Source organism: Kibdelosporangium aridum, from assembly GCF_900176515.1.
Taxonomy (GTDB): Bacteria; Actinomycetota; Actinomycetes; order Mycobacteriales; family Pseudonocardiaceae; genus Kibdelosporangium; species Kibdelosporangium aridum.
The window spans coordinates 433,037-454,487 of the sequence record NZ_FWXV01000009.1 but is presented as its reverse complement, the minus strand read 5'-3'; the positions used below and the strand labels follow the sequence as shown (position 1 = coordinate 454,487).

Sequence of the window (21,451 nt, the reverse complement as noted above, 5' to 3'; positions counted from 1 at the left end):
CCGCAGAGTGTGTGTCATGACGACGATGCAGGAACCCCAGCAGCAGCAACCGCACCACCACTACGGCCCGGCGCAGTACCCTGCGTCCACGCCTCCCCCGGCTTACGGCGGTGGACTACCACCTACGGGTGGGCCGGTGCCGCCCGCACTGGCTGGCCCCGGCAAGCCGCGCCGCTTCAGCCGGGGAGCCGTGTCCCTGTCGATCGCGGCCGTGGTCGCCGCGGGACTGGTGGGCGGTGTGACCGGCGGCCTGATCGGCGGAGACGAGGGCGCCACGACGCCACCGGCCTCGACGCCGATCTCCCAGACCGTCGGCAACAACACGCCAACTGACGTCAGCGCGGTGGCCAACAAGGTGCTACCGAGCGTGGTGCAGGTGAACGTGCCGACCGCGCAGGGCGAAGGCATCGGCTCCGGCGTGATCCTGACCTCCGACGGCCGGATCCTGACCAACAACCATGTCGTCGCGAACGCCGGCTCGCGGGTGACGGTGACGTTGAACGACGGCCGTGAGTTCCCTGCGCAGATCGTGGGCACAGACGCGGCGAGCGACCTCGCCGTCCTGCAACTGCAGGGCGCCAGCGGGTTGACGCCAGCGACGCTCGGCGACTCCAGCGCGGTCAAGATCGGCGACGCGGTCGTCGCGATCGGCTCGCCCGGCGGCTTGCAGGGCACCGTGACCACGGGCATCGTCAGCGCACTGAACCGTCCGGTGAACATCTCCGAGGACCAGGGCGGCAACCCGTTCGCCAGCAACGGGCGCGACGAGCAGACCCAGTACAAGGCGATCCAGACCGACGCGTCGATCAACCAGGGCAACTCGGGCGGGCCGTTGGTGAACGCCAACGGTGAAGTGATCGGCATCAACTCGGCGATCTACTCGCCTGTGTCCACAGCGGACGGTAAGGCCGGTAGTGTCGGGATCGGTTTCGCCATCCCGATCAACGACGCCAAGACCGTGATCAACCAGATCGTCGGGAGGTGATCACCTGGCCGCACAAGACAAATCCCAGACGCGTCCGCCAGTACAGCGGACGCGTCGGCACGTCAGCGTTGACCCAGCTGGCGCCACGTGATCCCGTCGGTGGACAGCCAATGCGCCGGTATCGGACCGGTTCGTGTGTTCAAGTACCCGGCTCGGGTCCAGGTGATCCAGTCCAGCTCGGGCTGCTGCGCCGGCTGGAAGCTCCGACCGCCGTCCTTGCTGATCAGCACCCGTTGCCGCGGGTCTTCCGGCGTGGACACGATGATGTCGCCCGCTGAGGTGACCACCGGGGTGGCCGAAACGGAGCGGATCACCCGGTCCACAGTGGCCTGATGCGCTATCCCCCAGCTGCGGCCGCCGTTCTCGCTGCGATAGATGGCGTAGAAACTGGCGAAGGGCTTGCCGGGCACGTGGGAAGGCGAGCCGTGCGCGAGTCCGTAGAGCACACCGTTGCCGCTGACAACAGTGAATCCCTCGATGAATGTGCCTTCGTCGGGCATACCCGCTATCGGGCTCTGCGGGCTAGGTGGGTTGCTGAGCAGCCAGGTCCGGCCGTCGTCACGACTCACCGCCAGTGTGATCCGGGACGTCATCCGGTCCTCGCTGTAAACCCACCAACTGCCGTCAGCGGCAGGAACCGGCTGAGCGATCGCCCGGCTCATGTCCACGGGCGGCTGGCCGACCAACGGCGCCACCGCCCCGGAATCCGGCAGCGTCACGAGAAGCTGCGGCTTGTCGCAGTCGGTGAGACGCCAATCCGAGCACCCCACGAAGATCTCCGCACCGGGCGGGAAACTGTCCACAGGGGACGTCAGGCCGACCGGAAGACGTGTCCAGGTACGAGCGCCGTCCTTGCTCAGCCAGCGAACCCCGCCCTGGGTGATGACCACTGTGTCCTTGCCGAGGGCCTGCACGTCCGAATCAGGCCCGCCGGTGAGCGGGGGCACGGTCCGGGGAAGCCAGGTGGCGCCGTCCCGTGTCGCTTCCAGCCGCCACAGGCACTGGGGACGTTCGACCTCCGTGGCCAAGCAGTCGGTCAACAGAGCGAACCCGTGTTGCGCGTCGGCGAAGTCGATGGCGACGACGTTGCCATCAAGCCCAGCCGGAGCGACTTCCCGCGTTTGCAACAGTGGTACCAGGATCACCAGAACCAGGGCGACGGCAGCGAAGGCGAGGACCGAGCGGCGGCGCGCGGTGTGCCGGTCGTTGCGTCGCAGAACCTGCTCGAAGTCCGGCGGCTGAATGATCGCCGAGGTCTCGGCACGGACCGTGGCGAGTTCGCTGTCAAGGTCAGGCATGGTCGTTCTCCTTGGCGTGCTCGGACAGATGCCCGGCAAGCGCCGCACGTGCACGGGACAACCTGGACTTGACGGTGCCGACCGGGACACCCAGCGCCGCGGCCACTTCATCGACCGGCAGATCGGCCAGGTAGTGCAGCACGATCACCGACCGGTACTCGTGCCCGAGCTCATGGATCACCGCGTGCAGGTCGGCCCGGTCAGTGCCGAGTTCGGCGGGAAGCCCAGGCTCGGCCCGGTGCCTGCCGAGCAGCCGATCGAACATCTCGCGCCGCCGCCAACGTTTGCGCGCCAGGTTGATCGCGACTGTGCGCAACCAGGCGACCTGGTTGTCGACGTGCCGGACCCGCTCACGCCGGCGGTACGCGACCGCGAACGCCTCCTGAACGACGTCCTCGGCCTCAGCCAGGTCCCTGGTCAGCGCGAACACCGCCAACACAAGCTCTCGGTAAGCACCGCGGTACAAGGCGGCGAACCAGTCGGACTCGGTCACGCTTCCCCCTTCCACCCTCACCGAGGTCGTGGGGCCGCGCCGAGGTTCCCACGGGTGAATCGATCCAGGGCGAAGGTACAAATGCACACGCGACCAGCGGCAGAGCGGATACCATTGACGTAGTCGGGTCAGGGCGGCATCAGCAGATCGGACATGCTTTGGGGCTCCTAGGAGGGTCGAGGCATGCTGCGAAGGTTCTTCCGCCGGTCGCTGCGCGACGAGCTAGCCGTGCACCAGCACCTGATCTCCCGGTACAGCAAGTTCATTGACGAACTGCACCCGATGTACCAAGTCCTGTCCTGGGAGCAGGTGGCGTACGTGCTCAACGCGCAGGGCGACACTCAGGAGTTCGTTACCATCCGCGCCCGGGTCCTGCGGCCGGACCTGCAATTAATCCGGTTCATCTTCGGTTGCGGATGGCATCAGCCTGCCAAATTCCGCAGCAAAGTACGACTCGCGGTGCGCAATCTCCTGCCCGGCAACGTGCTCGGCACCAGTCCGCCGGTGATTCATTCATGGCTGTGCGACGGGAAGCTCGACCTCATCGTCCCGATGCCGACGCCGCCGCGTATCGGCAGCGAAATCAGCTTCGTGGTGTCCATGGACTGGCCGCAAAAGTGTGCGCCGCTGATGCTGCATGCCGTCGCGGACGACTTCGCGTTCAAATTCGTGCAGCAGGATGTCAAATATGTCACCTACCGCATTGTTCTGCCGCCAGGCTATGACGCCTATCACGAGCCGATCGGATCTGACTGCAACGAGAACAAATACCGAACAAGGCACATGTTGACCCAGGACGGTCGGCGCCAATACCTCTTCGAGGCGTTCGATCTGCCGATCATGCATCGTGCAGGGCTCAAGCTGCAGTTGGCGGAGGCAACGGTCCAAGCGTCGATCGGACCTGGCCGCTTCCGAACGCCGGCTTCACGGCTCAGGTGAGAGAGTCGCCCGGTGGTCGCCTACATCGCCGGTATCGTGCTGTTCGCAGTGTGCGTGTGTCTTTCGCTGGCGCTGCACGAAGCCGGGCACATGTTGACCGCGCGGGCCTTCGGGATGAAGGTGCGCAGGTTCTTCGTCGGGATGGGGCCGACGGTGTTCTCGTTCCGGCGCAAGGGGATCGAGTACGGTCTCAAGGCCGTCCCGATCGGCGGTTTCTGCGACATCTCGGGCATGACGACCCTGGACGACCGGGTCCAGGACGAGCGTCCGATGTGGAACTTCAAGACCTGGCAGCGCACCGCTGTCATGGCGGCCGGGCCGTTGACGCACTTCGTCCTGGGGTTCCTGATCCTCTACGTGATGGCGATGACCTTGGGCCTGCCCAACACCGCCAGCAAGCCCGTCCTTGGCGACACGGCGGGTGGGGCGGCAGCGGCGGCGGGCATCCAACCGGGCGACCAGGTCCTGTCGGTGGCCGGTCAGCAAACCACCACCTGGCAGGAGATGGTGGCCGTTGTCCGGGCCCAGTCCGGTCCGACTCCGGTCGAGGTACAGCGCGGCTCGGAGACCTTGACGTTCACTGTGGACATTCCAAGGGTGTACCGGGAGGGCGTCGGCGAGATCGGCGTGATCGGCGCCGGCATCCAGACGAACTTCCAGTACGGTCCGGTCGACGCGGTGGGCGCCTCGACCGCGTTCACCGGGCAGATGTTCGCCCAGACATTCCAGCGCCTGATCGAGATGCCGCAACGCGTTCCCGCACTGGTGCACGCGGTGTTCGGCGGCGAACGTGACCCCAACACACCAGTGAGCGTGGTGGGCGCGAGCAGGCTCGGCGGCGAGGCGGTCGAGGCTGGGCTGTGGTCGATCTTCGTGATGTTGTTGGCGGGCTTGAACTTCTTCCTCGGCGTGTTCAACCTGCTGCCGTTGCTGCCTCTGGACGGCGGGCACATCGCGGTCACGTGGTACGAGAAGGTCCGCGACCGGATCCGCCAAGCACGTGGCCGCCCGGCTCTCGGTCCGGTCGACTACAACCGCCTGGCCACGGTGACCATGGCGCTTGTGGCGATCGGCGGCCTGTTCGTCGCTCTGACGGTGACCGCCGACATCGTCAACCCGATCCGCTTGACCTAACTGGTGTGCTCCTCGACCACGTACGACCGAGTCTTCGAGCGGTCGAGGAAGTTCGCCTCATCGGCAGCCACCCCGGTTTCCGGTGAGTACATGGCTGCGGCCCACGATCGGTACGAAGCCTCGTTCGCGAAGTAGAACTCGCTGACCACATCGACCCCGTCAGCACCGTCGCGGATGTAATTGCGTTTGTAGCCAAGCAGCCCGTGGCCCTGGCTCACGATGAGCGGGACGTGGTGGTTTTCGTAGTGGTCCACGAACTCGTCCATCGTGAGCCCGGGCTTTCGGACCAGGAACGCCATCACCTTCAGCATGGCCTACACGTTACGCGGGAACCCCAGGTTGACCCCGCCGTGTGACGGGTCGAGCCACCGGTTGGTGACCACTTTGGACCGCGTGAAGAAGTGGATCCCATGCGGGCCATACGCATGCGTGTCGCCGAACAGCGAATCCTTCCACCCGCCGAACGAGTAGTACCCGACCGGCACCGGAATCGGCACGTTCACGCCGACCATGCCGACCTCGACCTCGTTCTGGAACCGCCGCGCTGCCCCGCCGTCGTTGGTGAAGATCGCGGTGCCGTTGCCGTACGGGTTGCTGTTCACCAACTCCAGTGCTTCGTCATACGAAGGCGACCGCACGACCGAAAGCACCGGGCCGAAGATCTCGTCCGTGTAGATCGACATGTCTGTGTTCACCCGGTCGAACAGTGTCGGCCCGAGCCAGAAGCCCTCGGCCGCCCCGTCGACCGGGTGATCACGCCCGTCAACGGCCAGTGTGGCCCCCGATGCCACACCCGCCTCCACATAGGACTCGACGCGATCCCTGTGCGCGCGAGTCACCAACGGGCCCATTTCACACCCCGTGCGCCTGCCGTCACCGATGTGCAGCGAAGCCATCCGGGAGGCGATCTTCTCGACCAGTTCGTCACCGATCGGGTCGACCGCGACGACCACCGAGATGGCCATGCACCGCTCCCCCGCCGAACCGAACCCGGCGGACACCGCCGCGTCCGCGGCCAGATCCAGGTCCGCGTCCGGCAGGACGACCATGTGGTTCTTGGCACCACCCAAGGCCTGCACGCGTTTGCCGTGCCGTGTCCCGGTTTCGTAGACATACCGGGCGATAGGCGTCGACCCGACAAACGAAACAGCCTTCACCGAACGATGTTCCAGCAGACCGTCGACGGCGACCTTGTCACCGTGCACGACATTCAGCACGCCGTCGGGCAATCCGGCTTCGGCCCACAACTCCGCGATGAACACCGAAGCCGACGGGTCCTTCTCCGACGGCTTCAGCACAACCGTGTTGCCACAAGCGATCGCGTTGGGGACGAACCACAACGGCACCATCGCCGGGAAATTGAACGGTGAGATCACCGCGACCACGCCCAGCGGCTGCTGGATCGAGTACACGTCCACCTTCGTGGAGACGTTCTCGCTGAAACCGCCCTTGAGCAGATGCGGGATGCCGCAAGCGAACTCCACGGCTTCAAGGGCCCGCTGCACCTCACCCGCCGCGTCGTCGAGCACCTTGCCGTGCTCCGCGGTCACGATCGCGGCGAGCTCGCTTTTCCGCGCCGCCAGAAGTTCACGGAACTTGAAGAGCACATTTGATCGTTTTGCGAGCGAAGCATCGCGCCACGCCGGGAAGGCCGCCGCCGCAGCTGCCACCGCGGCGTCTACTTCGGACTGCGACGCGAAGTCGACGTGCCCGCTGACTTGGCCGGTGGCCGGGTCGTAGACCTCGCCGGTCTTCTCAGCGGGTCCGTCCCATGGCTTGCCGTTGATCCAGTGGGTGATCCTCGACGTCACGCCTTGTTCTCCTTGTCCACCACGGTGATCGACTCGCTCAGGATGGCCAGGCCTTCCTCGGCCTCGTCCTCGGTCAGGCTCAGCGGCGGCGCCAGCCGGACCACGTTGTTGTGCAGGCCGCCCTTGCCGACCAGCAGCCCGCGCGCCTTGGTCTCCTCCAGCAACCGGGCGGCCGCGGCCGGGCTCGGCGAGCGACCGTCCGGGCCGACCAGCTCCAGACCGATCATCAGGCCCTTGCCGCGCACATCGGCCACCACCGGGTTCTCCGCCGAGACGTCACGCAGCCCGTTGATCAGCATGCTGCCCAGCTTGGCCGCGTTGGCCTGCAAGTCCTTGTCCAGCAGGTAATCCAGCGCGGCCTTCGCCCCTGCCGTGGAGATCGGGTTGCCGCCGAACGTGGAGATCGAGTTCGCCTTCAGGCAGTCCATCAGATCCCCCCGAGCGACCACGCCACCGATCGCGAGGCCATTGCCCAGGCCCTTGGCGAAGGTCATCGCGTCCGGTACGACACCGTGCGCCTGGATGCCCCAGAAGTGCTCGCCGGTGCGCCCCCACCCGGTCTGCACCTCGTCGGAGATGAACAGGATCCCGTACTCGTCCAGTACTTTCTTCATCTCGCCGAACAGCCCGTCCGGCGGGACGTTGAAGCCGCCGACGCCCTGGATCGGCTCGGCGATCATGCAGGCCACGTCACCCGCCGTGGTGACTTCGAGGATCTCCCGCAAATCCTCGACGCACGCGGCGATGTACTCGGCGTCGTTGTACGCGGCGAACGGGCCGCGCATCCGGTAGCCGCCGTGCACGTAACTGACCTTCAACGGCGACAGCGAACTGGCCGACCAGCCGCGGTTGCCGGTGATGCCCATCGCGGCGAAAGTCCTGCCGTGGTAGGAGTTGCGCAGCGCGAGGACCTGGTCGCTCTTGCGGTACTGGGTCGCCAGCAGCAGCGCGGTCTCGTTGGCTTCGGTACCTGAGTTGGTGAAGAAGACCTTCGCGTCCGGGATCCCGGACACCTCGGCGATCTTCTCGGCCAGCTCGACCTGCTTGCGGATCAGGTACAGCGTGGACGTGTGCAGGACGCCCGAGTCGACCTGCGCCCGGATCGCGTCGCTGATCTCGCCGATGTCGTAGCCGATCGCGTTGGTCAGGATGCCCGCGAAGAAGTCCAGGTACTCCCGGCCGTTGGAGTCGGTGACCCGGCGCCCCTGACCGCCGACGATCTCGATCGGTTCGGCGTAGTACAGCGACAGCCAGGTCGGCAGGACGGCACGGTGTCGTTGCAGCAGGTCGTCTTGGGGCACTGAATCGGGCACAGCAACCTCCGGGATCCACGGGTTCCTGTGGTCGAGTGTGCTGGGAACCGCCCCGAGACCACTACGGACAACCTGTACCCGAACCCGCGTCGAAGCCTTACATTGTGTTCGTGTACCCGACGGTCGCCGACGCACTGGCCCTGCCCGCGATCAGGGAGGGCAAGCCGCGTGTTGTGGCGGCTCATGGCGCGCTGGACAGGCGCGTGCGCTGGGTGCACGTCGCCGAGGTCGCCGACATCGCGCACCTGCTGCGTGGTGACGAGCTCGTGCTGACCACCGGAATCGCGCTACCGGACGAACCGGACGGCCTGACCAAGTACGTCGACGAGCTGGCCGAAGTCGGTGTCGCGGGCATCGTGGTCGAGTTGCTGCGGCATTGGAGCGACAAGTTGCCGCAGGCCTTCGTCGCCGCCGCGGAGCGCCGCGGCGTGCCGTTGGTGACGCTGTCCGAGGAGACGCGGTTCGTCAGCGTGACCGAGGCCGTGGTCGGGCTGATCGTGGATGCCCAGGTCGCCGAGTTGCGCGCGGCCGAGCAGGTGCATGAGACGTTCACAGCGCTGACCGTCGCGGGCGCCGAACCCGCCGAGGTCCTACGCGAGGTTGCCCGTACGGTCGGACGGCCTGTCGTACTCGAGACGCTCTCCCATGACGTCCTCGCGTATGACACAGCTGGCGGGAACCCAGGCGATTTGCTGCGCGACTGGGCACGGCGCTCGCGCGCGGTCCAACTCACCGAGCGGACCAGTTACGACCCTGAGGTGGGTTGGCTGGTGACCGTCGTCGGCGCGAGGGGCAATGACTGGGGCAGACTCGTGCTGTTGTGCCCGGAGCCACCGCCGCACCGGCACATCGTGGTAGCCGAACGCGCCGCGTCCGCACTGGCCGTACACCGGTTGGTCGCGCGCGACCGGGAAGGCCTGGAACGACACGCGCACCGCACGCTCCTGACGGAGATGCTGTCCACCCCAGGCGCCGACATCAACGCACGGTCCGCCGCGCTTGGCGTACCGCTAGAACACCGCAGGCTCGTCGGCGTCGCCGTACGGCCGCGCACTGGCGTGAACCCCGCGCCGGCTATGGCGACTCAGGAGGTATTGCGCGACCTCGCCGAGGCCACGGCTCTCGCGGCCCGGCGCGCGCAGACGGCCGCGTTGGTCGGCGTTGTGGATGACACGAGCGTACGGGCGTTGCTTTCCCTGCCGCCGCAAGCAGAAGTCGCCAACGTTCTGCGCAAACTGGCCAAAGAGGTCCACCACGCCGCCGCGGCCACGCAACGCGCACAGCCGGTTGTGGTGGCCGTCGGTACGACCGTCGACCGGGTCACGGGTGCCCGCCGGACCATGGTCGAAGCGGCCCATGTTGCCGACGCCGCCTTGCGGTCCACTTCGGACCGCTTGTATCACCGGCTCGACGACGTACGGCTGCGTGGCCTGCTCCATCTGCTGGCCAACGACGAACGCGTCACGGCGTTCACCGACCGTGAGCTCGGCCCGTTGCTGACGCGCGACGCCAGCCACGGCAGTCGCCTGGTGGAGACCCTGCGGCACTACTGTGAACAGGGCGGCAACAAGTCGGCGGCGGCAGCGGCAGCGCACATGTCCAGAACCGCGTACTACCAACAGCTTTCCCGGATCGAGCAGGTCCTCGGCGTGTCACTGGAAGACCCTGAATCGATGCTGTCGCTCTATGTGGCATTACTGACCCTGGATGTGCAGGCACATCACCCAGACGAGTAACACAGCGTGAGGTTTGACGGGCCGATAGATCGGGTATGCAGTCTTCCCTCAAACCCATCGCTGTCGGTGCATGCGTGTCGGCGCTGGCAGCCGCACTGCTACTCGCGCCCGCGTCCGCCGCGCCCGCGCTGCCGACCCTGGTGCTGTCCCTGCAGGACGAGCACACCTTGATCGTTCCGGATACACGGACCCTTGGGTGTGACGACCCGGAGAACGTCACCGGCTCGCACCCGCGCAGGGAAAGGGCCTGCGCGGCGATCGACGAGGTAGGTGGTGACTTCACCAAACTGCCTGCGACCGTTGGTACGAACTGCCCGATGATTTACGACCCGGTTACCGCTCGGGCTAAGGGCAGGTACAAGGGTAAGCGGGTTGATTTTGAGTTCGTTTACGCCAACCACTGTGTGGCGGCTGCGGAGAGCAATGACGTTTTTCGCTGGTAAGAGGACTTTGGGTGGCTAGGGCGCGCTCTTGGGTCGCCTTCGGCGCGCCCCTGTGTCGGGGTCGGCGCGATTTGGTGTGGAGCCTCTGCGCCGCAAAGGACAGGGAAAGCGGGCAGGACCTGCGGCCCTGCCCCGCCGACAAGCTTATTTGCGGCGCCACTCCACACAAAATCGCGCCGACTACTGCTCAGGGCGCGCCTCTTCGTGCTCCGGGCGCGCCTTCACTAGGGCCCGGGCGCGCCTTCACTGTTCTTCGGGCGCGCCTCCACTTGGGTTGAGTGCCTTCGCTTCGGCTGCGGCGCACCTTTGTCAGACCCCTTCGGTACTTTGGGTCATCGGGGGGTGCTTAGTTCGGGCGCGACTTTTTGTCGGTGGGGTGCTCTAGGCTCGCCGAGCCAGCTGCGTGTTTAGGTGGGCCCGCCGCTTGGAATGGCCCCTCACGTGCAGGGCGCGTGAGGGGCCATTCACTTACTCACCTATGGCTTCGAGACACCCAGTGTGTAGGTGCCGGAACCGCTGTAGGCGTGCACGCGGTACCGGTATGTCCCCGCTGTGCCGTTGTAGTTGATGGTTTCGGTGTTCTGCGGGCTGTCGGACTTTGCCACGACTGTCCACGTTGAACCGCTTTGCTTCTCCAGGTACAGGTCGAAGTCTGTGCCTGCCGGGCTGTTCAGGCAACCGATGTGCGCACCCGAAGCGTTCGATGTGTACGAACCTCCGTTCGGCTGGTACGCGCTCTGGTTGGACGTGAGTGATCCGTTGTAGGTGTTCTGCGGGTTCTCGCAGGTGCCGGGGCCGGGTCCGCCACCGCCGGTGACCAGGGTCAGGCCGTAGGTCTGCAGGATCTCGTTCACCGGCTGGAAGTACGTTGTCCCGCCGGACCTGCAGTTGCCCGATCCGCCCGAGGTCACGCCTTGTGCCTGCGTTCCGGCCAGCAGTGAGCCGCCGGAGTCGCCGGGTTCGGCGCATACGTTGGTCTGGATCAGGCCGGACACCGTTCCCTGTGGGTAGGTGACCGACGTATTCCGGGCACGGATCGTGCCGCAGTGCCAGCCGGTCGTTGAGCCGGAGCGGCAGACGGTTGCGCCGACGGCTGCGTCTTGCGAGCCGCTGACGGACACCGTTCCACCTTGGTAGTTGTTCACCAGGCCGCGGGGTGTGTTGCCTGCCGCCACCTGCACCCAGGCGTAGTCGTTGCCTGGGAAGCTGGACCCGCGGAAGGTTCCGCTGGGCTGGGTTGTGGTCGCGCCGGTTCGGCCGCAGTGTCCTGCGGTGACGAATCCGCCGTTCACCGAGAAGCCGATCGAACACCGCGTTCCGCTGCCGATGTAGTAGGCGTTTCCGCCGATCACGTCGATCAGGGGCTGGGGTGATTCTTCGCTGGCCTCGACGCGGATCGCCGACATGTCGGCGCCCGACACGGCAGCGAAGCGGTAGGCGGCGCGGAAATCAGACGGCCGGGACTTGATCACTACGCTGTTGCTCGTCGGGTCGACGAACCAGCCGGGCACCGTGGCGGGTGCCAGTGCGGAGTTGGCGTCCAGTTTGGACTTGACGGCGTCCAGGTGTCCTTCGGTGCGGGAAACCAGGCGCGCTTGTCCGCCTGCCGCGTGCACCGCTTCCAGCGCCTTGCTGTCGGTTACGCCGACGACGAGCTTGCCTGCGTCGATCCACGCGCCTCCAAAACTTGCCGGTATGTGCTTGCGCAGGGTGTTTCCGGTGTCGCTCGCGTGCTTGTCAGCCGCGAGCCGGGCGCGGGCCGCGTCGGGGGTCAGCCCGACGTCCCGCTGCAGGGCTGCATACATTTCAGGGGCGATGTCCGGGGCCGGGGTCACCGGAACCGGAGCGGCGTCCGCGGTGGATGACAGGGTCGTAATCGCGAGAAACGCGATTGTTACCACCGCTGTCCTGGACGCACGGGGGTAGTGCGACATGCCGTGATCTCCTTTGCGATGCAGGGTTTGGGATACGGCAGGCGCCACCGTAACCAGGGAAATCGCGGCATCCGATACCCAAATGCCCATAAGGGTGGCTGATGGCGCAACAGTCGAAAGATCAGCCCGCAAGCTACATACTGTGCATTGAGTGGCTCAACGGTGAACACAGTGACTCTGCCGTGTGCCTCACCGGCCGCGATGAGATGCCCGGATAACCCACGACTTTGCCCAGATCACCGACGACACAGAGCACCGATGACGCGGAGTGACCTATGGCCGGATCGCCCCAGATGACCCATCCCGACGGCCGCGTCGATCTGATCGACTCATCGGCCATCGCAGGCAGCCGCTTCTACAACCCCGAGCTCGCGCCGGTGCCGGTCGAAGGCAGGCACTGGAACACCTACAACTACTTCGCGCTGTGGATGGGCATGGCCCACAACATCCCCAGCTACACGTTGGCCGCCTCGCTGATCGCGCTGGGCATGGACTGGTTGCAGGCGTTCCTCACGATCACGCTGGGCAACCTGATCGTGCTGATCCCCATGCTGCTCAACAGCCACTCCGGCACCAAGTACGGCATCCCGTTCCCGGTCTTCGCCCGCGCCTTCTACGGCGTGCGCGGTGCCAACCTCGCAGCGTTATTGCGTGCGTTCATCGCCTGCGCGTGGTTCGGTATTCAAACGTGGGTCGGTGGCGAGGCGCTGTTCGTCATCGTCGGCAAACTCGCCGGCGACGGCTGGATCAACGCCGCTCAGGTCGGCGGCCAGCCGTGGACGCTGTGGCTGTGCTTCGGGCTGTTCTGGGTCGTGCAGATGCTGATCATCTGGCGGGGTATGGAGGCGATCCGCCGGTTCGAGAACTGGACCGCGCCGCTGGTGTCGGTCGGTTTCCTGATCCTGCTGGCGTACGTGGTGATCAAGGCAGGCGGCTTCGGCCCGATCCTGTCCGAGCCGTCGAAACTGGGCTGGGGCGCCGACTTCTGGCAGGTGTTCGCGCCCGCGCTGATGGGCATGATCGCGTTCTGGTCGACGCTGTCGCTGAACATGCCGGACTTCACCCGGTTCGGCGGCAGCCAGAAAAAGCAGGTGACCGGGCAGATCCTCGGCCTGCCGACGACCATGTCGTTCATCGCGATCGTGGCCATCCTGACCACGTCGGGCGCGGTTTCGCTCTACGGCGAGGCGATCTGGGACCCGGCGAAGCTGGCCAGCCGGTTCGACAGCCCGATCCTGGTGATCGTCGCGTTGGTCGCGCTGGTGCTGGCAACCGTGTCGGCGAACCTGGCGGCCAATGTGGTCAGTCCGTCGTACGACTTCTCCAACGCGTTCCCGAAACGGATCACGTTCGCGATGGGTGGCCTGATCACCGGCGTGATCGGCATCCTGATCCAGCCGTGGCGGCTGATCTCCGACCCGAGCATCTACATCTTCGCCTGGCTGGGCTTCTATGGCGGCCTGCTCGCCGCGATCGCGGGTGTGTTCGTCGCGGGCTATTGGACCATCAGCAAGACCCGGTTGAAGCTGGCCGACCTGTACAAGGACGGCGAAGGCGCCTACTGGTTCAACGCGGGCTGGAACTGGAAAGCGGTCTTCGCGACCGTGCTCGCCGGCGTGCTCGCGGTCGGTGGCGCGTACGGCGGACCGTTCCCCGAGGACGGCCTGATTCCTTTCCTGAAGCCGCTTTACGACTACAGCTGGGTGATCGGCGCTGTCGTCGGCTATGTGGCGTACCTACTGCTTTCCATCAATGCCAAGAAGACCGAGGAGGAAGCCAGTGCCGCAGATCGTACGAGCCGGATTGATCCAGCAGCGGTGGACGGGTGACAAGGAGTCGATGATCGCCAACGCGGTCGACCACATCGCGTCCGCGGCCTCCCAGGGCGCGCAGGTGGTCTGCCTGCAGGAGCTGTTCTACGGGCCGTACTTCTGTCAAGTGCAGGACGCGGACTACTACTCCTACACCGAGCGGATCCCGGACGGGCCGACTACCAAGCTGATGCAGGAGGTCGCCAAGACGCACGGAGTCGTGCTCGTCGTACCGATGTACGAGGAGGAGCAGCCCGGGGTCTACTTCAACACCGCCGCGGTGATCGACGCCGACGGCAAGTACCTGGGCATGCACCGCAAGAACCACATCCCGCAGGTGAAGGGCTTCTGGGAGAAGTTCTACTTCCGGCCCGGCAACCTCGGCTACCCGGTGTTCGACACCGCGGTCGGCCGGATCGGCGTGTACATCTGCTACGAACGCCACTTCCCCGAGGGCTGGCGGGCCTTGGGCCTGGCGGGTGCGCAGATCGTGTTCAACCCGTCGGCCACCAGCCGCGGCCTGTCGGAGTACTTGTGGCGGCTCGAGCAGCCCGCTGCCGCGGTCGCGAACGAGTACTACGTCGGCACGATCAACCGAGTCGGCGTGGAACCCCTGGGTGACAACGACTTCTACGGGCAGTCGTACTTTGTCGACCCGCGTGGGCAGCTTGTCGGCGACGCGGCGTCCGACACCGAGGAAGAAGTGGTCGTCCGTGACCTGGACATGGACAAGCTCGCCGAGGTCCGCAACCTCTGGCAGTTCTACCGTGACCGCAGGCCGGACACCTACGAGGGTCTGGTGAAGCCCTGATGCGCATTCTGATCACAGGCGGGACCGTGCTCAGCTCGACCGGCGCGGTCAAGGCGGACGTCCTGGTCGACGGCGAGACCATCGCCGCGCTCTCCGCTCCAGGAATAGCAGTGTTGTCCTCGGACGCGGACAAAGTAATCGACGCAGGCGGCAAATACGTGCTGCCGGGCGGCATCGACGGACACACGCACATGGAGATGCCGTTCGGCGGAACGCACTCCAATGACACGTTCGAGACCGGTACCACCGCCGCCGCGTGGGGTGGTACGACCACGATCATCGACTTCGCCGTGCAGGCGAAGGGAACCACGCTTCAGTCCACTCTGGACAAGTGGCACAGCAAGGCCGACGGCAACTGCGCCATCGACTACGGCTTCCACATGATCGTCTCGGACGTGAACGACACGTCCTTGAAAGAGATGCAGACGTGCATCGACCAGGGCGTGAACAGCTTCAAGATGTTCATGGCCTACCCGGGCGTGTTCTACGCGACCGACGGCGAGATCCTGCGCGCGATGCAACGCGCTGCCGACATCGGCGGTCTGATCATGATGCACGCCGAGAACGGCATCGCGATCGACGAACTGGTCGCACAGGCGTTGCAGGAAGGCCGGACCGACCCGGTCCAGCATGGACTGACGCGTCCCTCGGCGCTGGAGGGCGAGGCGACGTCACGGGCCATCACGCTGGCGAAGGTGACCGGTTCCCCGCTGTACATCGTGCACCTCTCGGCCGCGGAAGCGCTTGCGGCTGTGGCCGGTGCGCGCAACACGGGCCAGAACGTCTTCGCCGAGACGTGCCCGCAGTACCTGTACCTGTCCATTGAGGACCTGGCCAAGCCGGACTTCGAAGGCTCGAAGTACGTGGCCTCTCCCCCGCTGCGGCCCAAGGAGCACCAGGCCTCGCTGTGGAACGGCCTGCGCACCAACGACCTCTCGGTGGTGTCGACGGATCACTGCCCGTTCTGCTTCAACGAGCAGAAGGAGCTCGGCCGGGGTGACTTCTCCAAGATCCCCAACGGGATCCCCGGGGTGGAGCACCGGATGGACCTGTTGCACCAAGGGGTGGTCGCCGGGGAGATCTCGCTGGCCCGATGGGTCGAGATCACGTCGACCACGCCGGCCCGGATGTTCGGGCTCTACCCGCGCAAGGGCACCATTTCCCCAGGGTCCGACGCGGACATCGTGGTGTACGACCCGGCGGCGACGCAGACCCTTTCGGCCGAGACCCACCACATGAACGTGGACTATTCGGCGTACGAAGGCATGCGGATCACTGGCAAAGTGGACACTGTGCTGTCACGTGGCCGGGTCGTCGTGGAGGGCAACGCTTTCCACGGCTCGGCCGGGCACGGCCGGTTCCTGTCCCGTGAGCTGTGCCAGTACCTGAACTAGGAGCCTGGAATGGACTTCGGCGTCGTACTGCAGACCGATCCGCCCGCGAGCGAAGTGGTCCGCCTGATGAAGGCCGCCGACGAGCGGGGCTTCACCTACGGATGGACGTTCGACTCCGTGGTGCTGTGGCAGGAACCGTTCGTCATCTACTCGCAGATCCTCGCGGCCACCAAGAACCTCATCGTGGGGCCGATGGTGACCAATCCGTCCACTCGCGACTGGTCGGTGACGGCCTCGCTGTTCGCGACGCTGAACGACATGTTCGGCAACCGGACGGTGTGCGGGATGGGCCGCGGCGACTCCGCCCGCCGGGTGATCGGCCAGAAACCGGCTTCGCTGGCCACGGTCCGCGAGTCCATGCACGTGATCAAGGAACTCGCGGAAGGCCGTGAGGTCGTGCACCACGGCACGCCGGTGCGGATCCCCTGGGTTCGTGACGGCAAGCTGGAGATGTGGATGGCCGCGTACGGGCCCAAAGCGCTGCAGATGGTCGGTGAGCACGCGGACGGGTTCATCCTGCAGACCGCCGATCCGGCGATCACCCGGTGGACCATCGGCTCGGTCCGGGCGGCGGCCGAAGCGGCAGGCCGGGATCCGGCGTCGATCACGATGTGCGTCGCCGCTCCGGCGTATGTCGGCGACGACATCCCGCACCAGCGCGACCAGTTGCGGTGGTTCGGCGGGATGGTCGGTAACCACGTCGCGGATCTTGTTGCGCGATACGGGGATTCCGGTCCGGTGCCGCACGAGCTGACCGACTACATCAAGGGCCGCCAGGAGTACGACTACGCGCACCACGGCAAGGCCGGGAACCCGTCGACGGACTTCGTGCCCGACCAGATCGTCGACCGGTTCTGCCTTGTCGGCCCGGAATCCGCGCACATCGAGCGGCTGCAGGAGCTCAAAGAGCTTGGCGTCGACCAGTTCTCGCTCTACCTGATGCACGACCAGCGCGAGGAGACCCTCAACGCCTACGGCAAGATCATCGAGAAGGTCTGACGATCCGCTAGGCTTGACCTGGGTGACCTGGGCTCGGCCACCGGCCCACAAACCGCCGATCTGCGCCATGGCACCGGAAAATCCCAGGTCAGGTCTCGTGAGTGGTCATCAGCGCGGCTGATGACCACTCACGAGGTTTGACCAAGGCTCACGGGTCGATCAGGTCGACGAAGTGCGTGTAGTCGTCGAGCTGGAAGACTGAACCCGCTGCCGCGCCGACGATCTGCGCCTGCACCAGAACCGTGTACGTGCCGCCGCCGAGCCTGGTGACCCGGTGCATGCTGTGCTGCTCACGCGGCCCGCCCGACGGGCTGTCGAACGCGAAGTCCGTACCCACCACCGGGCTGAACTCCACCGGAGCACCGCCCGCCGGGAGGTAGACGACCCGCAACGAGCAGTATCCCGCTTGGACGCACACCGATTCCGCGCCGAACGTGGACTCGATGATCCGCACCTCGCCCGCGGGAACGGTAACGCCGATCGCCGTGGACGGAACGTTGTGCCACGTGGCCGCGAGCGGGCTGTTCCATGGGGCAGTCTCGGTGATATCACGTTGGATGCTGGTCGTCGTGCCGCCGAAGAACGACGGGAACGCGTACGCCACGCCGCCCATCGCCAACGCACCTACCAAGAGCGCGACCACCGCGACAGTGGCCCATTTCGTGAACTCGCGCATCGGAAATCCTCCCTCGCTTGTTTGCGCCTGACAGCGCTCAAGCCTCACCGCGCGGGTTTGAGTGGTCTTAAATGCACGTATCTCAGGCGGCGTCCCCCGCTCATTACTGGTCGGGGGTGACACAGGTGGAAACCAAGGTGCTGAGCCATGTCCGGATCGAGACCCTCGGGGGCTTCCGGGTGTTGCGGGACAACGAGCCCGTGCCGATCGCGAAGTGGCCGTCCCGCAAGGCCCGCGATCTGGTCAAGATCGTCATTTGTCAGCGAGGGCGTCCGGTGCCAAGGGAAACGCTGATGTACTTGCTGTGGCCCGCAACGCCGTGCCGGAAACTCGGAAATCGTTTCTCCGTAGCACTTTGCACCGCCCGGATGATCCTCGGGCAAGGCGCGCTGATCACCGAGAACGACTCCGTCCGGCTTGACCCGGCCGTGGTTCACGTTGACGTGACGGCGTTTCTGCGGGCCGCGACGGCAGGACTGCGTGATCCCAGGGACATCGAGTCCCTGACGGTGGCGGAGGCCGCGTATACCGGTGACTTCCTTGAAGAGGACCCGTATGAGGACTGGGCCACGGAATTACGTGCCGAGGCCCGGCTGACTTACCTCCAAGTCGCCGCCGCACTCGCGGACCACTGCACACGAGCCGGAGATCACGTCGGCGCGAGTCGTTACTGCCTTCGCATCCTGGAGCGCGATCGATACGACGAAGCCGCGCATCTCACCTTGGTGCGTGCGCTTGTCGCAGTCGGCAGCCACGGCGAAGCCCGTCGCCGTTATGGCACCTATGTGTCGCGGATGCAGGAGATCGACGTCGAACCCGTGCCGTGGCTCAGTCGAGGGCCTTCACGCGCTTGAGTTCTTCCTTGACGTCGAAATCCGGCTCCGGGAACTGCGGGTCCATCTCCTCGAGCGTCTCCAGCAGCAGCTGCGAGACGGCCCAGTTGCGGTACCACTTGTGATCCGACGGCACGACGTACCAGGGCGCCGCGTCCGAGTCGCATCGAGCGAGCGCCTCGGCGTATGCCGCTTGGTAGACGTCCCATTTGGACCTCGCGTCCAGGTCCGCCGGGTTGTACTTCCAGTGCTTCTGCGGGCGCTCCAACCGGGCGATCAACCGCTTGCGCTGCTCGTCCGGGGAGATGTGCAGGAAGCACTTGATGATCGCCACGCCGCTGTCGGCCAACTCCTGCTCGAAGGAGTTGATCTGGTCGTAGCGCGCTTCCCAGACGTCCGGCTTGACCAGGCTGTCCACCCGGGCGATGAGCACGTCCTCGTAATGCGAACGGTCGAAGACGCCGATCATCCCCGGCGTCGGCAGTGCCTTGCGGATGCGCCACAGGAAGTCGTGCCGCAGCTCGGCCTTGGTCGGCTTCTTGAACGACCGGATGTGCAGGCCCTGCGGGTTGACCAGACCGCAGGCGTGCCGGATCGTGCCGCCTTTGCCCGAGGTGTCCATGCCCTGCAGGACTAGCAGGACGCTCTGGAACGCGCTCGCGTACAGCGCCTCCTGCAGCCGATCGAGCCGCTCGGCGGTGGTGGACAGCTGTTTCGCCGCGTTCGATTTCGACGTCGGGCCGATCGGGTAGTCGCCTGGTTTGACACCGAACTTCTTGTCACGACGCGCTCGCAGCGCCTCGCGGACCCGTCCTGTACCCATCCGGCGAGAATATCCGACCAGCCGCCGGAACAATGATCGAACACCAGATCCGGCAATCACGCAATGAATCGTCGCTATAAGCAACGCCTGTCGGCTGAAATCGCCGCAATCAGGGCTTAACCTGTCGATATGACTGCGGACGCCGCCACCACACGTGACTACATCGCACTGGACGAGCGATGGAGCGCCCACAACTACCACCCGCTGCCGGTAGTCCTCGCCGAGGGCGAAGGCGCCTGGATGACCGATGTGGACGGTCGGCGCTACCTCGATTTCCTCGCCGGGTACTCGGCGCTGAACTTCGGGCACCGCCACCCCGGCCTGGTCGCCGCCGCGAAGGCCCAGCTCGACCGCCTGACGCTGACCAGCAGGGCGTTCCACCACGACCAGTTCGGGCTGTTCTGCCGTGAGCTGGCCGAGCTGACCGGCACCGAGATGGTCCTGCCGGCCAACTCCGGCGCCGAAGCGGTCGAATCGGCCGTGAAACTCGCCCGGAAGTGGGCGTATCAGGTGAAAGGCGTGCCGGACGGCACCGCGGAGATCATCGTGGCCGGCTCGAACTTCCACGGCCGCACCACCACGATCATCTCCTTCTCCACCGACTCGGACGCCCGCGACGACTTCGGCCCGTACACCCCGGGCTTCAAGGTCGTGCCGTACGGCGACATCGACGCGCTGCGCGCCGCGGTCAGCGACCGCACGGCGGCCGTGCTGCTCGAGCCGATCCAGGGCGAGGCGGGCGTGATCGTCCCGCCCAAGGGCTACATGGCCGAGGTACGCCAGGTCTGCGACGACACCAACACGTTGTTCATCGCCGACGAGATCCAGTCCGGCCTCGCCCGCACCGGCACGTTGCTCGCACTCGACCACGAAGGCGTCCGCGCGGACCTGTACACGTTGGGCAAGGCGCTGGGCGGCGGGATCATGCCGGTGTCGGCAGTGGTCGGCCGCCGCGACATCATCGGCCTGCTCAAGCCCGGCGAGCACGGCTCGACCTTCGGCGGCAACCCGCTGGCGTGTGCCATCGGCCGTGCCGTGGTGCGGCTGCTGGCGACGGGCGAGTTCCAGGAACGCTCCCGCGAGCTGGGCGCGTACCTGCACTCCCGCCTCGGCGAACTCGACGGCGTCGCCGAGGTCCGCGGTCGCGGCCTGTGGGCGGGCGTGCAGATCGCCGAGGGCGGTCCCACCGGCTGGGAGGCCTCCATGGCACTCGCCGAGCGGGGCGTGCTGTGCAAGCAGACGCAGGAGAACACGCTGCGCGTGGCGCCGCCGCTGGTGATCACCCGCGAGGAGATCGACTTCGGCGTCGACGCGATCGCCGAGGTCCTCAGCTAACCGGCACGGTCGCCGTCACTCGCTGACGCCACCGCACGACCGCCGCGTGCGTGACGAGGTACAGCACGACACCGTTGAGCGTGTGCCAGATGTAGTGCGTGCCGATAGGTATCTCCGCGCACAGCGGCTGGTCCAGCGTGCGGGACGTCAGCGAGACGGCGAACACGAGCGCTGTGGTGGCATACCAACGCCAATGCACCTTGCGGTCGGCGTGCCGTGACCAGAACAGCAGGCCCGCGAGTACGAGCAGGCCGAGCACGGCGGCGAGGTACGTGCCGGGCATGCCGATCGGCAGGACGCTGATCAACGCGGTCCACGCCAGGAAGATCGGTGCCGCGATCCAGGCCCGTGACCACGGCAGATCCCAGTACAGCCGGGCCCACAGCACGATGAAATAGAGCATGAACACCCCGATCGACCCGCTGTCCAGGGCCAGGCCCCAGCGGGTCGCGGTGGTGTGGAAGGCACTGCTGCCGAAGAAGATCACGAAGATCAGCACGGGCAGCGCGTACAGCTCCACCGCCGGTTTGCCCGCGGCACGGGCGGTACGGCGGATGACGAGCCACGCGGCGATCGAGGCGATCAGGAAGGACACGTTGCTGACGGCGTTGAGCGGTTCACTCCAAAACGAACCGTCGGTCCGCTCGCAGTAGTTGTCCACGTAGTCCCGCTGCATGCGTCAC

General features: G+C 66.0%; 20 protein-coding genes. 11 read left to right on the top strand and 9 right to left on the bottom strand.

Annotated elements, in window-relative coordinates; all coding sequences use genetic code 11:
* The first annotated feature begins 16 nt into the window (after window positions 1-16).
* Window positions 17-985 carry a S1C family serine protease gene (locus tag B9C43_RS40355; protein WP_235039123.1) on the top strand — a complete coding sequence of 323 codons (969 nt, stop codon included), beginning with the start codon at window positions 17-19 and terminating at the stop codon, window positions 983-985.
* Window positions 986-1,047: 62 nt separating this feature from the next.
* Here B9C43_RS40355 and B9C43_RS40350 read toward each other — a convergent pair whose 3' ends face one another.
* Window positions 1,048-2,283 carry a sialidase family protein gene (locus B9C43_RS40350; protein WP_084432698.1) on the bottom strand — a complete coding sequence of 412 codons (1,236 nt, stop codon included), beginning with the start codon at window positions 2,281-2,283 and terminating at the stop codon, window positions 1,048-1,050.
* Window positions 2,276-2,776 carry an RNA polymerase sigma factor gene (locus B9C43_RS40345; protein ID WP_033393899.1) on the bottom strand — a complete coding sequence of 167 codons (501 nt, stop codon included), beginning with the start codon at window positions 2,774-2,776 and terminating at the stop codon, window positions 2,276-2,278. Before B9C43_RS40345 ends, B9C43_RS40350 begins: the two co-directional genes overlap by 8 nt.
* A gap of 183 nt (window positions 2,777-2,959) precedes the next feature.
* Between B9C43_RS40345 and B9C43_RS40340 the strand changes: the two genes are divergently transcribed.
* Together B9C43_RS40340 and B9C43_RS40335 are read left to right on the top strand one after the other, a co-directional pair.
* Complete coding sequence (locus B9C43_RS40340) at window positions 2,960-3,715, top strand: hypothetical protein (protein WP_084432696.1); 756 nt, start codon at window positions 2,960-2,962, stop codon at window positions 3,713-3,715.
* 12 nt (window positions 3,716-3,727) lie between these two features.
* Window positions 3,728-4,849, top strand: coding sequence for a M50 family metallopeptidase (locus B9C43_RS40335; protein ID WP_084432694.1), 1,122 nt, complete (start codon window positions 3,728-3,730; stop codon window positions 4,847-4,849).
* Here B9C43_RS40335 and B9C43_RS40330 read toward each other — a convergent pair.
* The 3 genes from B9C43_RS40330 to B9C43_RS40320 are packed head-to-tail and all read right to left on the bottom strand — an operon-like array spanning window position 4,846 to window position 7,961.
* Entirely contained in the window at window positions 4,846-5,160 is a 315-nt protein-coding gene (locus B9C43_RS40330) for an EthD domain-containing protein (RefSeq protein ID WP_084432692.1), read from the bottom strand. The two genes, B9C43_RS40335 and B9C43_RS40330, sit on opposite strands and share 4 nt — an antisense overlap.
* Before the next feature lie 3 nt (window positions 5,161-5,163).
* Window positions 5,164-6,660 carry a CoA-acylating methylmalonate-semialdehyde dehydrogenase gene (locus B9C43_RS40325; protein ID WP_084432690.1) on the bottom strand — a complete coding sequence of 499 codons (1,497 nt, stop codon included), beginning with the start codon at window positions 6,658-6,660 and terminating at the stop codon, window positions 5,164-5,166.
* Window positions 6,657-7,961, bottom strand: coding sequence for an aspartate aminotransferase family protein (locus B9C43_RS40320; protein WP_084432801.1), 1,305 nt, complete (start codon window positions 7,959-7,961; stop codon window positions 6,657-6,659). Before B9C43_RS40320 ends, B9C43_RS40325 begins: the two co-directional genes overlap by 4 nt.
* A gap of 122 nt (window positions 7,962-8,083) precedes the next feature.
* On the opposite strand from B9C43_RS40320, the gene B9C43_RS40315 reads away from it, so the two are divergent.
* Both B9C43_RS40315 and B9C43_RS40310 read left to right on the top strand, forming a co-directional pair.
* Window positions 8,084-9,709, top strand: coding sequence for a PucR family transcriptional regulator (locus tag B9C43_RS40315; RefSeq protein ID WP_084432802.1), 1,626 nt, complete (start codon window positions 8,084-8,086; stop codon window positions 9,707-9,709).
* A 74-nt stretch (window positions 9,710-9,783) separates the two neighbouring features.
* Window positions 9,784-10,152, top strand: coding sequence for an SSI family serine proteinase inhibitor (locus B9C43_RS40310; RefSeq protein WP_160097032.1), 369 nt, complete (start codon window positions 9,784-9,786; stop codon window positions 10,150-10,152).
* Between the two features lie 476 nt (window positions 10,153-10,628).
* Here B9C43_RS40310 and B9C43_RS40305 read toward each other — a convergent pair whose 3' ends face one another.
* Window positions 10,629-12,086, bottom strand: coding sequence for a S1 family peptidase (locus B9C43_RS40305; protein WP_084432686.1), 1,458 nt, complete (start codon window positions 12,084-12,086; stop codon window positions 10,629-10,631).
* Window positions 12,087-12,361: 275 nt separating this feature from the next.
* Between B9C43_RS40305 and B9C43_RS40300 the strand changes: the two genes are divergently transcribed.
* Genes B9C43_RS40300 through B9C43_RS40285 form a run of 4 tightly spaced genes read left to right on the top strand, consistent with a single transcriptional unit; the run spans window position 12,362 to window position 17,101 of the window.
* Window positions 12,362-13,915 carry an NCS1 family nucleobase:cation symporter-1 gene (locus B9C43_RS40300; protein WP_084432684.1) on the top strand — a complete coding sequence of 518 codons (1,554 nt, stop codon included), beginning with the start codon at window positions 12,362-12,364 and terminating at the stop codon, window positions 13,913-13,915.
* Entirely contained in the window at window positions 13,866-14,708 is an 843-nt protein-coding gene (locus B9C43_RS40295) for a nitrilase-related carbon-nitrogen hydrolase (protein WP_200825909.1), read from the top strand. Before B9C43_RS40300 ends, B9C43_RS40295 begins: the two co-directional genes overlap by 50 nt.
* Window positions 14,708-16,102, top strand: a complete 1,395-nt coding sequence (gene hydA, locus B9C43_RS40290) for a dihydropyrimidinase (RefSeq protein ID WP_084432680.1) — start codon at window positions 14,708-14,710, stop codon at window positions 16,100-16,102. Before B9C43_RS40295 ends, hydA begins: the two co-directional genes overlap by 1 nt.
* A 9-nt stretch (window positions 16,103-16,111) precedes the next feature.
* Window positions 16,112-17,101 carry a TIGR03842 family LLM class F420-dependent oxidoreductase gene (locus B9C43_RS40285; protein WP_033392008.1) on the top strand — a complete coding sequence of 330 codons (990 nt, stop codon included), beginning with the start codon at window positions 16,112-16,114 and terminating at the stop codon, window positions 17,099-17,101.
* Between the two features lie 148 nt (window positions 17,102-17,249).
* Here the strand turns inward: B9C43_RS40285 and B9C43_RS40280 are convergent, their stop codons facing one another.
* Entirely contained in the window at window positions 17,250-17,777 is a 528-nt protein-coding gene (locus B9C43_RS40280; RefSeq protein WP_084432678.1) for a hypothetical protein, read from the bottom strand.
* Window positions 17,778-17,902: 125 nt separating this feature from the next.
* Between B9C43_RS40280 and B9C43_RS40275 the strand changes: the two genes are divergently transcribed.
* Window positions 17,903-18,631 carry an AfsR/SARP family transcriptional regulator gene (locus B9C43_RS40275; protein WP_160097030.1) on the top strand — a complete coding sequence of 243 codons (729 nt, stop codon included), beginning with the start codon at window positions 17,903-17,905 and terminating at the stop codon, window positions 18,629-18,631.
* Here the strand turns inward: B9C43_RS40275 and B9C43_RS40270 are convergent.
* On the bottom strand, window positions 18,606-19,433 hold the full coding sequence (locus B9C43_RS40270) for a PPK2 family polyphosphate kinase (RefSeq protein WP_084432674.1): 828 nt from the start codon (window positions 19,431-19,433) through the stop codon (window positions 18,606-18,608). The genes B9C43_RS40275 and B9C43_RS40270 overlap by 26 nt on opposite strands.
* A gap of 129 nt (window positions 19,434-19,562) precedes the next feature.
* On the opposite strand from B9C43_RS40270, the gene rocD reads away from it, so the two are divergent.
* Window positions 19,563-20,768, top strand: a complete 1,206-nt coding sequence (rocD, locus tag B9C43_RS40265; protein WP_084432672.1) for an ornithine--oxo-acid transaminase — start codon at window positions 19,563-19,565, stop codon at window positions 20,766-20,768.
* Here the strand turns inward: rocD and B9C43_RS40260 are convergent.
* Window positions 20,761-21,444: a ceramidase domain-containing protein gene (locus tag B9C43_RS40260; RefSeq protein ID WP_033392003.1), complete on the bottom strand. Its 684-nt coding sequence runs from the start codon at window positions 21,442-21,444 to the stop codon at window positions 20,761-20,763. The genes rocD and B9C43_RS40260 overlap by 8 nt on opposite strands.
* Window positions 21,445-21,451 lie beyond the last annotated feature (7 nt).